Raw genomic sequence first — 15,777 nt, 5'->3', positions numbered from 1 at the left:
GTACTATTATTCAGGAGAAGGTTTTAATATTGATCCTATAACCTCAAAATTGTTTGTTATGGCTATTGTTAAAGACAACAACCTACTCCTTCAGGCCGTCACGGGCTCCCTTGGCGATGAAATCACGATTTACGAAAGGAACGGGCAGATTATTGTAGCGAAGAAGCGCGGTCCGTCAAAGAAAAAACCGACAAAAAAGCAGCTGGAAGCCAGGTATAAGATGAAGATTGCGGCAGCTTATGCAGTAGCGATCATAAAAGATCCTGAGATAAAAGCCTATTATAAGTCCCTGGCAGGCCCTGGACAGAATGCCTATAATATGGCTGTAAAGGATGCTTACAATTCTCCTGAAATCCAGCGTATTCGCTTCGAAGACGAGACTGTGGTGGTAACAGCGAAGAATGAATTCAGGGTAGCTGAAATGGCTATCCGTATTGTAGATACAGCCGGTAGCATACTGGAAAAAGGAAAGGCGGTATTAGGCAGGAATGGTGTGGATTGGTATTATAAGGCGGCGGGTTTGCCACCGGGTGGAAAATTAATCATTGTGGCGGTAGATCTGCCTGGAAATGAAACGGTGAGAGAGGTGAGATTGGAATAAAACCGGTAGTAATAAGATGTAGAATCTGATGGCACTTTGATAAGCAACATCCCCAAAAGAAAAAAGGGCATCTCATTTTATGAATGAGACACCCACCTTTTGCCTATTTCTTAATCAGCGCTTTCAATTCTTCTATTTCTTTCTGTTGCTGAATCAGATGTAGTGTCAACTCTTCTAACTTCTGCAACAAGATCCTATTCATCTCTCCCAAATCCTGCCCTTCTTTTTCAACAGTTGCGGCATCCGGTACACCCGGCAAATGCCTATGCGCTTTCACATAAGCTTCAGTGGCCGCTAAAGAAGGCAACTCATACTCCGGCGCAAATACAAAATCCGCCCATCCACTCTGCGTCACCTTGAGCTTCTTCGCGGTCACCGTACCATTCACGCTCAATTCACTCGTCGGACTAGTCGTATTAATCCCCACATATCCTGCAGAAGTAATCGCCATCCTTGCTTTAGACGCTGTAAAGAACTTCATCCCTCCATACCCGCTCACCAGCAAAGTAGGCGCTGTATACCAGGGATCCACTGCCCAGCGTAATCCATAATTAGGTTGTGGATTAGTCACACCATCCAGGTGAAAAGTATCAGTAAATGCATACCCCAGAAAACTTCCCCCGCCAATATTTACATTCCCATTCACTGTCAGTTTGGAGTTATACAAAGTATCGCCCAAACCTACCTTACCATTACTGGCAATTCTTAATCTATAAGCAATACTATTTGTACTGCCTGTTGACAATACAATTTCACGGCCTGGTGCCCCCTGTAAAATCAAGTGATTGGAATCCGAAAAAGGAAAGCTGGAGCCAAGGCTTCCTTTGTAAATAAATGGGGCATTCACATCTGTGTTTGATTGTGTATTCAGGTTCGTTACACCAGAAGTTTTCAGTTTAATGCCAGCTGCTTCCTGGAAAGTTTGCCCACGAACAATTACGGCATTAAATGCCATTAGCAGTAATAGGGATAATTTCTTCATTAGTATTAAGATTAACAATTAAAAAAGGATGCACAATGTACATCCTTTTTATCATCGTAATCCGTATAATAATTGTTAGTCTAACACCTCACAATTAAACCCCTGCTGCTGCACAAATTTTATCATCTCATTCTCTTCCACACTCATATTCACAATCCTCAATACCTTATCACAATCCTCGAGGTCTACATGGCACTGACCTACTTCATAATTGTTCCGGATGGCATGGAGTACATTTGTTCTTTCTTCCGGTGTCGCTATATTAGTTTTGAATATGCCTATCATAGCATTAAAAGTTGTAGATGGTTGAATGGCAAAGGAGAGCATGGCTACATTAAATATTGGTTCCTATATCTGGTTTACTTTCGTCTTGTTTAGTTGCTTGTTTAGCCTGATCAGCATTTGCGTCGATATCATCATACCAGCGGCTAAAGCGGTTATTAGGCCGGCACCAGTTCTTCAATCCTTCTTTCATTCGCTCCCTGTCTTCCGGTGTCATATTTGCATAGCGTTCTTTCAGCTTTTCATCCCAGGCTCTTCTGTTCCTTCTAAAACCGCCCGGGCCGCCGCCGTGCCATCCAAAGAGCATTTTACCCAACAGGCAAAGGCCTAAACCCTGCCAGAAAGTAATGACTGGTCCATGGAATAATTCAGGTATCAGGCAATTCCACAGTTCACGGATACCGAAGCCCAGTGCGGTGACGAAAACCGCCCCCATGACAATGAACTTTAAAATATGTAAAGCCTTCGGCTTTTTGTCTCCTCTCTTAAACATATAATGTGTTTTACAATTCTTCATACAATTGTGCCAGCCGTTCGCGAAGGTGCAGTACAGCATAGCGTTTTCTCGATAATAGGGTATTCACGGGTATGCCGGTTTCAGCAGACAATTCCTTGAAGGATTTCCCTTCCAGTTCATGCTGTATAAATGCATAGCGCTGTTCTTCCGGCAGCTCTTCTATGGCTTCCATAATCGCTTCTGCTAAAATTTTTCGTGTGAGTGGTGCGTCACTTTTGGCGTCCTGATCGGCTATCAGTTCGGATAGGAACAAAGTCTCTTCTCCATCTATTTCCTGTGTATGATCGCTGAAGGTAGTCTCCCGTTTTTTGCGGAACCAGTCGGTAATTTTATTACGTGTTACGGTGAATAACCAGGCGGTAATAGAGTCAATCTGACTACCCAGCCGGGAGTATTCCGTAAACTGATACAAAACGTCCTGTAAAATATCTTCTGCATCCGCCACATTATTCACCCGTTTCCGGATAAAATGGAGTAGACGTTGCCGCTCCTTCCGCACCGTTTCCTGTATGCGCTCATTTTGTTCAGCAGCCATAGCTAGAGGCGTTTTTGTTAGGAGCAATTCTTTCATCTTATTATTGGAGACGAAGGAAAATGCAGGATATTTTAAAGTTCAGGAAAGTTTTTTTGAATTTAGGTTATAAATAATGAAAATCAATAATTTAAGAGAGGAATTATTTTACTTATTTACCACTACTACGAATTTTTCCTTGAAGAACTCTTCAGGGAATAGCTGGTAAACGGGAGTAAGGCGGGGTCTGAGGCCACTTTCCTGTACTTCCAGGGCCAGGTCGCCGCCTTTCAGGCAAATGAGACCGGGTTCCTGGGCATGAGCAGGGGCTTTTTTAACCAATGGTTTTCCCCAGCGCCAAAGGTCCTTGAGGGGAGCTACAGCACGGGATACAATGACATCGAATTTTCTATCCCTGATATCTTCTGCGCGGGAGTGGGCAGTGGTTACGTTCTTTAATTCCAGTGCTTCGGCTACACCCTGTACTACTTTGATCTTTTTACCAATGGCGTCCACAAGGTGGAACTTTACCTCCGGGAAAAAAATAGCCAGTGGAATGCCTGGGAAACCACCACCAGTACCAAGGTCGATTACCTGGTGGCCATCCGGGAAGTCAGCAATTGCAGCGATTGCCAGTGAGTGCAGCACGTGTTTTTCATATAAGGCATCAATGTCTTTACGGGAAATGACGTTGATCTTTTCGTTCCAATCCTTGTAAAGTTCGAACAGTGCTGAGAATTGTCCGACCTGGGTAGGGGTGAAGTCCCCGAAGTATTTTTGAATGATGTCCATATGTAGGCGCAAAGGTAGGATGCTATTCTGAAATAGTATAAAAAACGGTATCGATAAAAAATAAAGCACCTTTATTAGAAACGACATTTTCATCATGGATATCTTCTAAAAGAATACCAAGAGTGTTATTCTTATAATCGTTCCGTTTTATATTTTCGAAACCGTTAAAGGCAAGGTGTTGCGTTACATCCTTTAGATCCACCTGATCGTCAGAGATGATAAAAGGTTGTTGTAAAACGGCTTTTAAAATGCCATCAGTCTCAATAAATCCCAGGAAAGTGTAAGTAGTATCGGGGAAAACGAGGTTATGAATGGTAATGCTATTGAAGAATTCAAGCCAGGTTGCATAATAGATAGCGTCATTCACTTTTATGACGCTATGCCTGTCTTTGCCAAAGTAAACTTCTGCTTCTCCTCCCCGGGTCAGGTAGAGGTCTTTATCCAGCAGGCCGCTCACCCATAAATGATTGCGGGTAGCATAATCTTTTAGGTATTCGGCCTGCTCTTTTTTGATGATTGCGTTACGTTCGAAGTCTTTTTTAACCGTTCTACTTGTGCTAAAGCTTGCGCATAAGTAATTTCGGGTTGCTGTGCAATGATCTGCTTCCTCTTCAAGGCTAAGGCCTCCAACGATATGTTCAAGTTTTCTACTGGTATCATTACTTAACATTTGTACAAAATTACAAAAAATACCCGGCCTTTGCTATTACCACTTGTTCTTCGACTTAAACAACAACGCCGGCGTAAATATCACATAATACAAACACATAAAGATATCCATAAACCAACTGAACTTAAACAAATCCCCCTCATCCAACTTCTTCATCGCCAAAAACGTAATCACCGACTGTAACAACATCTTCCCCCCAAATATCCCCAACACATAAATCATCATCGGCTGAAAAAATAAACTCACTATAAACAGCGGATAAAAAAGAAAATGCGTCAAACTAAACAACCCCAACAGTAATTTATGACTAAACCGGTAATGCTTCCCGGTGCTCATATGCCTCGTCTTCTGCAAAAACCACTTCCGCCAGCTCGTCTTCGGCTCAGAATAAGTAAATGCCTGTTTATTGATCACCACACCCACATTCCCCCTATTCGCCGCCGCATTCACAAACAGATCATCATCGCCCGAAGCAATATGATGATGCGCTGTAAACCCTTTCTGACGGTTAAATAACTCCCTCTTATAAGCCAGGTTCCGCCCTACACCCATATAAGTCACTCCACTCAGCGCAAAACCCAGATATTGCAAAGCACTGAAATAAGTCTCATAACGGATCACCTTATTCAGCAACCCCGGTTTTTTTACATAAGGACTATACCCCAGCACAATCTCTTTCCCATCCGTAAAACCCTGACTCATCAGTGCTAACCAATAAGTACTGCTGGGTTTACAATCCGCATCTGTCAGCAGGATATTTTCAAATTTCGCCGTCCGTATCCCCATAGAAAGTGGAAACTTCTTACCAGGAATAAACTTGGCAGGTTGTTTAATCTCAATATGACGATAATGTGGATAACCAACTTCTATTGACCGGAGGTAGTATTTTGTATCATCTTCTGAATTGTCATTCACAACAATGACCTCATAAGACGGATTTTTTTTATCGTGAAATCGCTGTAAAAGTACAGAAGGCAGGTTTTTCTGCAGGTTCAATTCCTCATCCTTGGCACAGATAATAACTGAGAACTGTGATTCCGGCTCTGCATCCACGTCGAAGGTACGGCGATAAAAAGCTACCCTGGAAAAGACGATCAGGTAATAGAGGATCTGTATCCCTGCAACGGTAGCAAAACTGTAGAAGGCTACTAAGCCTAAGTTATACAACATAGCGTAGCAAATATATATGATTTCAATTATCTGTATAGTGCTGTGGAAAAAAAGATTTTTCCAGCCCTGTCCGCACCCCTTCCGGGGGAAAAAATAGGTTGTACCCCATAATCCCTTATTTTTGCCCCCTGAAAATCGCCAGATGATATTTGAACTGACAACAACTGATAGTGAAAGTAAAGCCCGTGCCGGAGTCATCACCACCGGTCATGGGGTGATTGAAACGCCTATTTTCATGCCTGTAGGCACTGTAGGCAGTGTAAAAGCCCTGACACAGGAGCAGGTTAAACAGGATGTCCAGGCCCAAATCATCCTTGGCAACACCTATCACCTTTACCTGCGCCCAGGTAAGGAGATCCTTTCCAAAGCCGGTGGCCTTCATAAATTCAATGGCTGGGATCGCCCTATTCTCACAGATAGTGGTGGTTATCAGGTGTTTTCTCTCGCTGCTAACAGAAAGATCAAGGAAGAAGGTTGCCTTTTTCAAAGTCATATAGATGGATCCCGTCACCTTTTCACACCTGAAAATGTCATGGACATCCAGCGTACTATCGGAGCAGACATTATTATGGCCTTCGATGAATGTCCACCCTACCCATCCGAATACCGCTATGCGAAAAAGTCGATGGAGCTCACGCACCGCTGGCTGGACCGCTGCATTGCCCGGTTAAAGGAAACACAACCTGCTTATGGATATGAACAGACCCTGTTCCCTATCGTACAGGGTAGTACTTTCAAAGACCTCCGTACCATCTCCGCTACGGAAATCGCTGCCCGTGAATGTGCCGGCAATGCCATTGGGGGCCTCAGCGTAGGTGAACCGGAAGCAGACATGTACGAAATGTGCGGACTGGTGTGCGACATTCTACCCAAAGAGAAACCCCGTTACCTGATGGGCGTGGGTACTCCATGGAACATCCTGGAAAACATCGCTTTAGGTGTTGATATGTTCGATTGCGTGATGCCGACCCGCAATGGTCGTAACGGGATGCTCTTCACCTGGAACGGTGTCATCAATATCAAAAACAAAAAGTGGGCAGACGATTTTTCGCCAATTGACGAAAACAGTCCCTGCTTCGCCTCCAGCCAATATAGCAAAGCTTATCTCCGTCACCTGTTCGTAGCCGGAGAGATCCTGGGTATGACACTGGCCAGTATTCACAACCTGGCGTTTTACCTGGAGCTGGTGAAAGAAGCCCGGAAACAGATTTTAACAGGAAATTATGCCCAGTGGAAGAACAGAATGGTGCCGCAGCTGAAACAAAGACTTTAGAATTTATTATTTTGCCGCCATATGATTACTAAAATAGATTGGTATATACTACGTAAGTTCATAGGTACCTTCATTTATTCACTCTCTATCCTGCTCATCATATCTATCGTGATAGATATTACCGAGAAGATAGATGACTTTATGAACAGTAACTTATCTGTTTACCGGATCATCGTAGACTACTATTTTGGCTTTATTCCGCACATTGCAGCGCTCTTATTCCCACTTTTTATATTTATTTCCGTAATTTTCTTCACGTCCAAGATGGCATATCGTACAGAGATCGTAGCCATCCTGAGTAGTGGGGTGAGTTTCAGACGTTTCCTTCGCCCTTACTGGATAGGAGCTATCCTGTTCGGTGGTATTCTCTGGCTGGGTAACTTCTGGACAGTACCGATCGCGAATAAGATCCGTACCAAATTTGAAAACACGTACGTAAACAAGAAGAAAGCGTCAGAAAGCATGTACGATAAGAGTATCCGTATCGATAGCTTTACTTACGTGACCTTCGGATCTTATGACCCTAACTACAAGAGTGGTGGTAACTTCGAACTGGAAGATGTTCATGGCCAGGACCTGCGTATGAAGCTGAGATCAGAAAGAATTGAATGGGATTCCATTAAAAAAGTGTGGAAACTCAACCTTGTAACGGTTCGTAAAATTAATGGACTCCATGAGACCTGGTTTAAAACCAGGGATACCATACTCAAGCTGGCCCTGAATCCTGCCGAAATGCATGAAGAAAAGAACATGCAGGAAGCCATGACCACCCCGGAGCTGACCCGCTACATTGACAGGGAAAACCTGCGCGGGGCAGAAGGATTGAACGTATTCTACGTGGAAAAGTATCGTCGTACCGCATCATCCGCAGCAGTGGTGATCCTTTCCCTGATCGGAGGTATCATCGGTTCCAAAAAAGTTCGTGGAGGTAGTGGGTTGCACCTGGCTGTAGGTATCGTTATCAGTGCGACCTACATCATTATGTTGCAGTTCTCTACCGTATTTTCCATCAAAGCAAACCTGAACCCGATGCTGGCAGTATGGATTCCCAATTTTGTATTTGGAGCACTGGGATTCTACCTGTATATGAGGGCACCGAAATAAAAAATTCACATTTCTTTAATATTTAGTGAATGTAGGATTCTTTACTTGTTAGTATTTTGATAGCCAGTAGGTTACATTTTTGCGCATGAATTATCGCCTGTTTTAGGCTGATCATATTAATGTTAAGTTCATTAACAAATCATTACTTTTGACAATTGATCGTCTTTTTGTTATCATTACCAATTAACAGTTTAAAATGGGTCATATAAAAGAAAAATTTAAGGTCAAGGCCGATGAGCTGAACGTTGAGATTAAAGACCTTGTTAAAAACCACGGAACCAGAAAGATTGAGGATGTAACAGTAGCACAGGTGTACCAGGGACAACGCGGTATCACGGGGTTGGTTACAGAAACTTCGTTACTGGATGCAAATGAAGGTATCCGTTTCCGCGGCTTCAGCATTCCAGAGCTGCGCGAAAAACTGCCGAAAGTGAAAGGTGGAGAGGAGCCATTACCGGAGGGACTGTTTTATTTGATGTTAATAGGAGAGTTGCCTACCGAAGCTGATGTACAGTATTTATCCGCCCAGTTTGCACGTCGTTCGCATGTGCCGACGCACGTATTTGCTGCGATCGATGCACTGCCGGTGAGCACCCACCCAATGACCATGTTCACTGTAGGGGTGATGGCGTTGCAGACAGAATCTGCTTTTGCCAAAGCTTATGCAGAGGGTATTAATAAAAAAGATTACTGGAGCTATATGTATGACGATGCAATGGATCTCATTGCCCGTCTGCCTCGCATAGCTGCTTATATATACCGTCGTAAATACAAGAACAATGTACATATTCAGCCAAATGGTCTGTTGGACTGGGCTGGTAACTTCGCACACATGCTGGGTTATGAAGATGAGGTATTCCGTGAGCTGATGCGTTTGTACATGGTGATTCACGCTGACCACGAAGGTGGTAACGTAAGTGCGCATACCACTCACCTGGTAGGATCTGCACTGAGCGATGCGTATCTGTCATTTGCTGCAGGTATGAATGGTCTGGCTGGTCCATTGCATGGCCTGGCTAACCAGGAAGTGATTAAGTGGATCCTGAATATGCGTGAGGAACTGGGTGTATCAAATCCTTCAAAACAACAGATTGAAGAGTATGTACGCAAAACCCTTGCAGATGGTAAGGTAGTACCAGGTTATGGTCACGCCGTATTGCGTAAAACAGATCCTCGTTTTACAGCACAGATGGAGTTTGCAAAGAAACACCTGGCTGATGATGAACTGGTGAATATTGTATGGAATGTATATGAAACTGTACCACCGATCCTGGAAGATCTGGGTAAGGTAAAGAACCCATGGCCTAACGTAGATGCACATTCAGGTGCACTGTTGGTACATTATGGTTTGGTAGAGTATGAATTCTATACCGTGTTATTTGGTGTATCCCGCGCATTGGGAGTTTTAGCCTCGCTTTGTTGGGATCGTGCACTTGGATTCTCTCTCGAAAGACCGAAGAGTGTTACTACTGAGTGGATGAAGCAGTTTGTAGAAGGGAAGGTAGAAGCTGAGTAATTCTTTAATAAGAATAAATTTTAAAGAGCGAACTAAAAGAACCTGCTAAGGGCTTTGGTTCGCTCTTTTTTATTTCCGGAATTTGTGCATTCCTTTTTCCCGGCACCTTCCGGCAATGAATTTTGCCAGAGGCAAAATTCATTGCCGCCCTGCGAAAATCGAGGATTTGCTGAAAGCAAATCCTCGATTTTCGCAAGATTTCCGGCAGTTTTCCGCCAAAAGGAGAAATGGCTTTTTTAAAGGCGCGACTTCCGCTATTTTTGTATTTCATCATGGAAGCCTCCATTCGAACTGCCATATTATCCAATCCAATTGAGTACCTGAAAGGCGTTGGCCCTCAACGGGGAGAACTTCTGCGCAAAGAAGTCAGTATCCACACCTTCAGGGACCTGCTGAGTTATTTCCCTTTCCGCTACGTAGACCGTACCAAAGTGGAAAAAATCATCAGCCTCCATGCTCAAATGGATTTCGTGCAGATCAGAGGCCGCATCACCAGGATTGAAACCGTCGGCGAAAAACGTGCAAAACGCCTCGTTGCCACCTTGCGCGACGACACCGGCGAAATACCACTCGTCTGGTTTCAGGGACACCAATGGATGGAGAAATCCCTCCAGCAACACGCCAACTACCTTGTATTCGGACGCCTCTCCGTATTCAACGGCTACCTGCAAATGTCCCACCCGGAAATGGACCTGGTCACAGAAGAAACTGTCACCGGCAAACCAACGCTGGAACCAGTCTATTCCACCACCGAAAAATTAAAAGCCAGGGGATTAACTGCAAAGGCTATTGGCAAGCTTACTAAAAATCTGCTTGAACAACTGTCTCCGCACGAAATTCCAGAAAATATCCCACTCCCGGTCATTCACCAATACCGGCTGATGGAAAGATCAAAATCCTTCTTCAAAATTCACTTCCCTGCCAGCGATGAAGATGCTGCACAAGCCAGAAGAAGACTGAAATTTGAAGAACTGTTCCTGGCCCAGATCCGCATCTGCCGGCTCAAGATCAGAAGGCAGGCCGCCTCACACGGATTTTTGTTCACAAGCGTAGGTGATACGTTTAATACTTTTTACAACGAACACCTCCCGTTCTCTCTGACCGGCGCACAAAAAAGAGTACTCAAGGAGATCAGGCAGGACACCGCCACCGGCCGTCAGATGAACCGATTGGTGCAGGGAGATGTAGGTAGCGGCAAAACCATGGTAGCCCTGCTTACTATGCTCCTCGCCATCGACAATGGATTTCAGGCCTGCCTTATGGCACCCACCGAAATCCTGTCACAGCAGCACTACAAAAGCATTGCTGAACTCCTTGAAAAAATGGACCTGAAAGTCGCACTGCTCACCGGCAATGTAAAAGGCAAAGCCCGCAAGCAGATCTTAAAAGATACAGAAGAAGGAAACATACAAATTCTCATCGGCACCCATGCCCTGCTGGAAAACCAGGTGGTTTTCCGCAACCTGGGCCTCGCCATCGTAGATGAACAACATCGTTTTGGGGTAGCACAGCGCGCCAGGTTATGGCAAAAAAATACCATGCCTCCGCACATCCTTGTTATGACAGCGACACCCATCCCCCGTACACTGGCCATGACCGTTTACGGTGACCTGGATGTGTCTGTCATCGATGAACTACCTCCCGGCCGTAAGCCTATCACCACTGTACACCGTACAGAATGGCAGCGCCCTTCGGTAATGAATTTCATCAAAGATGAAATCAAAAAGGGCCGCCAGGCGTACATTGTATACCCATTGATCGAAGACTCTGAAACCCTTGATTATGAGAATCTCATGAAAGGGTATGAAGAAGTCAAAGCTTTCTTCCCGGAACCACAGTACTTTATCAGCATGGTACATGGCAAGCAACCGGTGGATATGAAGGAAACCAATATGCATCGTTTCGTAACCGGCGACACCCAGATTATGGTGGCCACAACTGTGATAGAGGTGGGGGTAAACGTACCCAATGCCTCCGTAATGGTGATAGAAAGCACGGAAAGATTCGGCCTTTCCCAGCTGCACCAGCTCAGAGGCCGCGTGGGTAGAGGGGCAGAGCAGTCCTACTGTATCCTCATGACAGGCAACAAACTGGGGGCTGACTCAAAAGAACGTATCAATGTAATGGTACAAACCAACGATGGGTTCCTTATTTCAGAAAAAGATATGGAACTGAGAGGACCCGGTGATATAGAAGGTACCCGCCAAAGTGGGATACTGGATTTAAAACTGGCCGATATCGTAGCCGACAAAGCCATTCTCGAAGCCGCCCGTGCCAGCGCAGAGAAAATATTACAGGAGGATCCCGACCTCACATTGCCTGAAAATCAGGCGCTACAGCATTATCTGGCCGTGCAGCAAGGGAAATCACAATGGAGCAAAATCTCCTGACCCGTTAACCGGGAAAATAACTTGAGAATGCAAAATTTACTGCCGGGTTTTTACGTTTATCTATAAATGCGCCCCGGTTTACTGGTATAAAAGAAAGTTCAACTTAAACTCCCCCGGGATTTTTCAATCTAAGTTCCCGTAGCTGTAAGGTTGGGATAATACTATAATAAAGGTTGGCGCTGTTATTGCGGTAACATATGTACCGACGTCTGCGTTAAAGCTTAGAGACATTGATCAGAAACAATACTCCTTATCCATTGATATCCCAATGGATAAAAACAAGAAATATACAATACGGATGAAATGTAGTTTCCCTATAGGCTGCTTAGCTTTTATAATTTCGCTTTTTGCAGGCGAACGTGTAATGGCACAGACGGCGACAGCGCAGGAAATATATTATAGCAGAGCCCTGCAATTCACAGAGAATAAAGGGCAATGGACAGGCGATTTCCTATACAAAGCAGATATGGGTGGTGGCGCCGTATTCCTGAAGCGCACCAGTTTTATGTTCTTACTACAGAACAAAGACGACATGTTTGCACTGGCTGAAAAAATGCATGGTCATTCCCGCACCAACGATACCACCTGGCAATTCGTACCGGGTACTGTGACTACCAGCAACAGCGCTGTATCCCGTTCTTCATCCTCTTCCACCAGCAGTACTTCCGATTCCCTCCCGGTGATCAGGAGCCATGCCTACGAAGTGACCTTTTTAAATGCCAACAATCCTGATATCTCCGCAGATAAAGCGGCAGACAGCTACTCCAATTACCTGATCGGGAATGATAAGTCTAAATGGGCCTCTCATGTAAAATCGTATGGATTGGTCAATTACAAATCGCTGTACAACGGTATTGATATGCAGGTATATTCAGATGCAGGAGTTTTGAAATATGACCTGATTGTACAACCCGGTGCAGATCCATCGCAGGTGCAGTTACAATATACCGGCGCTAATAAAGTGGAAGTGAAGAAAGGGAACCTGATCATCACTACCTCAGTAGGTACGGTGACAGAACAGATGCCCCTGGCTTATCAGTATATCGACAACGAACGTGTAACTGTAAAAGTATCCTACTCCCTGAGTGGCGATAAACTGAAATATAAAGTTAGCGGTGATTACAACAAAGCATATCCGCTCATCATCGATCCGAGTTATATCTTCTCTACTGTATCCGGTTCTACTGCAGACAACTGGGGCTTTACTGCTACCTACGATGGTGCAGGTAATTTCTATGGAGGGGGTATCGTGTTCGGCACAGGTTATCCTGTTACTACCGGTGCTTTCCAGACACAGTACAACCACAGTGGTACCTTTGATATCGGTATCAGTAAATTCAGTTCCAATGGCCGTCAGTTAATTTATGCCACATACCTGGGTGGTAGCGGCAAGGAACAACCACATAGCTTATTCGTAGATGCAAATAATAACCTCGTTATATCAGGCAGAACTACCTCTACCGACTATCCTTATTCCAAATTGATTGGTACACAGGGTGGCTGGGATATAGTCGTGACAAAACTGAATGCAGATGGTTCAGCTTATATCGGTTCATTGATGATTGGTTCCTCTTCTGATGATGGGGTGAACATTCGTGAAGACAGAACACAGGGGTCAAGTTTACTACTCCGTAACTATGGCGATGATGCACGTAGTGAAGTGGTGATTGACGATGCCGGTTATATCTACGTAGCCAGCTGTACCCGTGGTAGTAATTTCCCGGTAACAGCAGGCGTACTCCAACCTACTTTTGGTGGTAAACAGGATGGTGTGATTATGAAAATAAATCCTACCTGTACAGACATGGAATGGGCTACATTTATAGGTGGCAGCAATGAAGATGCAGCATTTGTATTAGCATTGAATGGCACCAGCAGTCTGTATGTAGCAGGGGGTACTGCCAGTAACGATTTTCCTATCAAAGGAAGTACACTTTATACATCCTACAAAGGTGGTGCATGTGATGGCTGGATAGCTCACATCACAACAGACGGTACAACCATCACGCAAAGTACCTACATGGGTGCTTCTACTGCCGCTGCCGATCAGGTATATGGCATACAGATGGATGACAAAGGTTTTGTGTACATCATGGGTACAACAGAAGGTACATGGCCGGTAGTACAACCTACAGGTACGACCTCTTTCTACAATGATAATTCCAGGCAGTTTATTGCAAAACTGCAACCTGACTTGTCTGCATTTGTATACAGCACCACATTTGGTAAATCTGCTTCCACGCCTAGTATTTCGCCGGTTGCCTTTCTGGTAGATCGTTGTGAAAATGTGTATGTATCCGGATGGGGTGGTGGTATTGATGTGAGTCTGCGTTATCCTAACTCGAATACGAGTGGAATGCCGATCAAAAATCCATTGCAACGTACCACGGATAGTCAGGATTTTTACTTCTTCGTATTGCAGAAAGATGCAACAGATATCCTCTTTGGTAGCTACTTTGGAGGAAATGGTACTTATGAACACGTAGATGGGGGTACCAGCCGTTTCGACAGAAATGGGGTGATCTACCAGGGTATTTGTGCCTGGTGTGGAACAGGTACCAGCTACAGGCCAAGGTATCCCACCACACCTGGTGCATATGCTACGACAGCACCACCTGATGATAAGTGTAACCTGGGTTGTTTGAAGATTGCATTCAACCTCGATGGTGTAAGAGCTGGTATCAAAACAGAAGATAGAAAAACAAATTATTGTGTACCTGCCACCATTACATTCGTAGATACAACCGGTACAAGTGCAGTGACCTGGACATGGAACTTTGGTGATGGAACAACCGTTACCGGAACTAATGATACAGTAACACATACTTACAATAATTCAGGCAACTATACAGTGACCCTGATTAAATGTGATCCGGCCAGTTGTAATGGTTGTGATACGTCTACACTGGAACTGCGTATCAGAACAGACGAAGCGGTATTCGACATGACAGCGGCCAGACAACCGCCGTGTGAATCGCTGAGTTACCTGTTTGACCTGGTGAGCACACCTCCAAAACCTTACCAGAGCAATTCATTCACATTGAATTTTGGTGATGGTACTACACCACTGACAGTAGGCCCATCGGACTTCCCAATTTCACATGCATTTGCTGCAGAAGGTGTGTACAATGTAACGCTGACACTCGTAGATACAAACTATTGTAATGCACCGGATGTAGATACAGTGACACTGCGTGTAGCGGCAAATGTGAAAGCTTCCTTCATTGTAGCAGACAGTAGTTGTGTACCTGCAACACTGGACTTTAATAACACAACATCTGGTGGTGAAACATTCACCTGGGACTTTGGTGATGGCGGCACATCGACAGATGTAAATCCAACACACACTTACTACACAGCAGGTGAGTATACCATCAGTCTGCATGTGGTAGATAACAACACCTGTAACAAGGAAGATGATACCACCGTTACAATACATATATTCGATGCACCAACAGCGGACTTTACATATTCTCCGGTGACACCGATAGAGAATACACCGATTACATTTACGAATCAATCTTCTGCAGATGCGATCAGTTTCGACTGGGAATATGGAGATGGCAATGGTTCTACAACAACGAACCCGGTGTATCAGTATAATTCAACAGGCGTGTATGATGTATCACTGATAGCTGTAAATGCAGCAGGATGTAAGGATACAGCAGTGAAGCAGGTAAGTGCGATCGTGATACCATTGTTCGATATTCCTTCCGCTTTTTCTCCGAATGGAGATGGGGTGAATGATGTGTTCCTTGTGAAAGGATTTGGTATCGCTAAGTTCAACATGAAAATTTATAACCGCGTAGGCCGGTTGGTATTCGAAACGAATGATCCGAATATTGGCTGGAACGGGGTATACGCTGGATCTATTCAGCCAATGGATGCCTATGCCTTTGTCATCAATGTACAGTTCAATGATGGCACTTCGGCGACAAAGAACGGTAGTGTAACCTTGTTAAGATGACG

14 protein-coding genes are annotated in these 15,777 nt (G+C 44.6%); 6 read left to right on the top strand and 8 right to left on the bottom strand.

Annotated features, from left to right (window positions below):
* The first annotated feature begins 58 nt into the window (after positions 1 to 58).
* Positions 59 to 601, top strand: coding sequence for a hypothetical protein (locus SIO70_RS31475; protein ID WP_320577635.1), 543 nt, complete (start codon positions 59 to 61; stop codon positions 599 to 601).
* A 103-nt stretch (positions 602 to 704) separates the two neighbouring features.
* Here the strand turns inward: SIO70_RS31475 and SIO70_RS31470 are convergent, their stop codons facing one another.
* From SIO70_RS31470 to SIO70_RS31440, 7 genes are all read right to left on the bottom strand, one after another.
* The gene (locus tag SIO70_RS31470) at positions 705 to 1,583 is read right to left on the bottom strand and encodes a hypothetical protein (RefSeq protein ID WP_320577633.1); all 879 of its coding nucleotides are present in this window, start codon (positions 1,581 to 1,583) and stop codon (positions 705 to 707) included.
* A 75-nt stretch (positions 1,584 to 1,658) separates the two neighbouring features.
* Positions 1,659 to 1,868 (bottom strand): hypothetical protein, encoded by a 210-nt coding sequence (locus SIO70_RS31465; protein ID WP_320577630.1) that lies wholly within the window; start codon positions 1,866 to 1,868, stop codon positions 1,659 to 1,661.
* Between the two features lie 49 nt (positions 1,869 to 1,917).
* Positions 1,918 to 2,358 (bottom strand): hypothetical protein, encoded by a 441-nt coding sequence (locus tag SIO70_RS31460; RefSeq protein ID WP_320577629.1) that lies wholly within the window; start codon positions 2,356 to 2,358, stop codon positions 1,918 to 1,920.
* Between the two features lie 10 nt (positions 2,359 to 2,368).
* Positions 2,369 to 2,917 (bottom strand): RNA polymerase sigma factor, encoded by a 549-nt coding sequence (locus SIO70_RS31455; protein WP_320577627.1) that lies wholly within the window; start codon positions 2,915 to 2,917, stop codon positions 2,369 to 2,371.
* Between the two features lie 144 nt (positions 2,918 to 3,061).
* A complete protein-coding gene (rsmG, locus tag SIO70_RS31450) occupies positions 3,062 to 3,685 on the bottom strand; it encodes a 16S rRNA (guanine(527)-N(7))-methyltransferase RsmG (protein ID WP_320577625.1) in 624 nt (207 codons plus the stop codon).
* Positions 3,686 to 3,707: 22 nt separating this feature from the next.
* Positions 3,708 to 4,355 (bottom strand): hypothetical protein, encoded by a 648-nt coding sequence (locus SIO70_RS31445; RefSeq protein ID WP_320577623.1) that lies wholly within the window; start codon positions 4,353 to 4,355, stop codon positions 3,708 to 3,710.
* Positions 4,356 to 4,391: 36 nt separating this feature from the next.
* Positions 4,392 to 5,525 (bottom strand): glycosyltransferase, encoded by a 1,134-nt coding sequence (locus SIO70_RS31440; protein ID WP_320577621.1) that lies wholly within the window; start codon positions 5,523 to 5,525, stop codon positions 4,392 to 4,394.
* Between the two features lie 142 nt (positions 5,526 to 5,667).
* Between SIO70_RS31440 and tgt the strand changes: the two genes are divergently transcribed.
* From tgt to SIO70_RS31425, 3 genes are all read left to right on the top strand, one after another.
* Complete coding sequence (gene tgt, locus SIO70_RS31435) at positions 5,668 to 6,798, top strand: tRNA guanosine(34) transglycosylase Tgt (RefSeq protein ID WP_320577619.1); 1,131 nt, start codon at positions 5,668 to 5,670, stop codon at positions 6,796 to 6,798.
* A 21-nt stretch (positions 6,799 to 6,819) separates the two neighbouring features.
* Entirely contained in the window at positions 6,820 to 7,902 is a 1,083-nt protein-coding gene (locus tag SIO70_RS31430) for an LptF/LptG family permease (RefSeq protein ID WP_320577618.1), read from the top strand.
* A gap of 196 nt (positions 7,903 to 8,098) precedes the next feature.
* Positions 8,099 to 9,418 (top strand): citrate (Si)-synthase, eukaryotic, encoded by a 1,320-nt coding sequence (locus SIO70_RS31425; protein ID WP_320577616.1) that lies wholly within the window; start codon positions 8,099 to 8,101, stop codon positions 9,416 to 9,418.
* Positions 9,419 to 9,422: 4 nt separating this feature from the next.
* Here SIO70_RS31425 and SIO70_RS31420 read toward each other — a convergent pair whose 3' ends face one another.
* Complete coding sequence (locus SIO70_RS31420; protein WP_320577614.1) at positions 9,423 to 9,692, bottom strand: hypothetical protein; 270 nt, start codon at positions 9,690 to 9,692, stop codon at positions 9,423 to 9,425.
* Here SIO70_RS31420 and recG point away from each other — a divergent pair.
* Positions 9,691 to 11,808 carry an ATP-dependent DNA helicase RecG gene (recG, locus tag SIO70_RS31415; RefSeq protein ID WP_320577612.1) on the top strand — a complete coding sequence of 706 codons (2,118 nt, stop codon included), beginning with the start codon at positions 9,691 to 9,693 and terminating at the stop codon, positions 11,806 to 11,808. The genes SIO70_RS31420 and recG overlap by 2 nt on opposite strands.
* 298 nt (positions 11,809 to 12,106) lie before the next feature.
* Complete coding sequence (locus tag SIO70_RS31410) at positions 12,107 to 15,775, top strand: PKD domain-containing protein (RefSeq protein ID WP_320577611.1); 3,669 nt, start codon at positions 12,107 to 12,109, stop codon at positions 15,773 to 15,775.
* The last annotated feature ends 2 nt before the right edge of the window (positions 15,776 to 15,777 follow it).

Source organism: Chitinophaga sancti, assembly GCF_034087045.1.
GTDB lineage: Bacteria > Bacteroidota > Bacteroidia > Chitinophagales > Chitinophagaceae > Chitinophaga > Chitinophaga sancti_B.
This window is presented reverse-complemented; position numbering and strand designations above follow the sequence as displayed.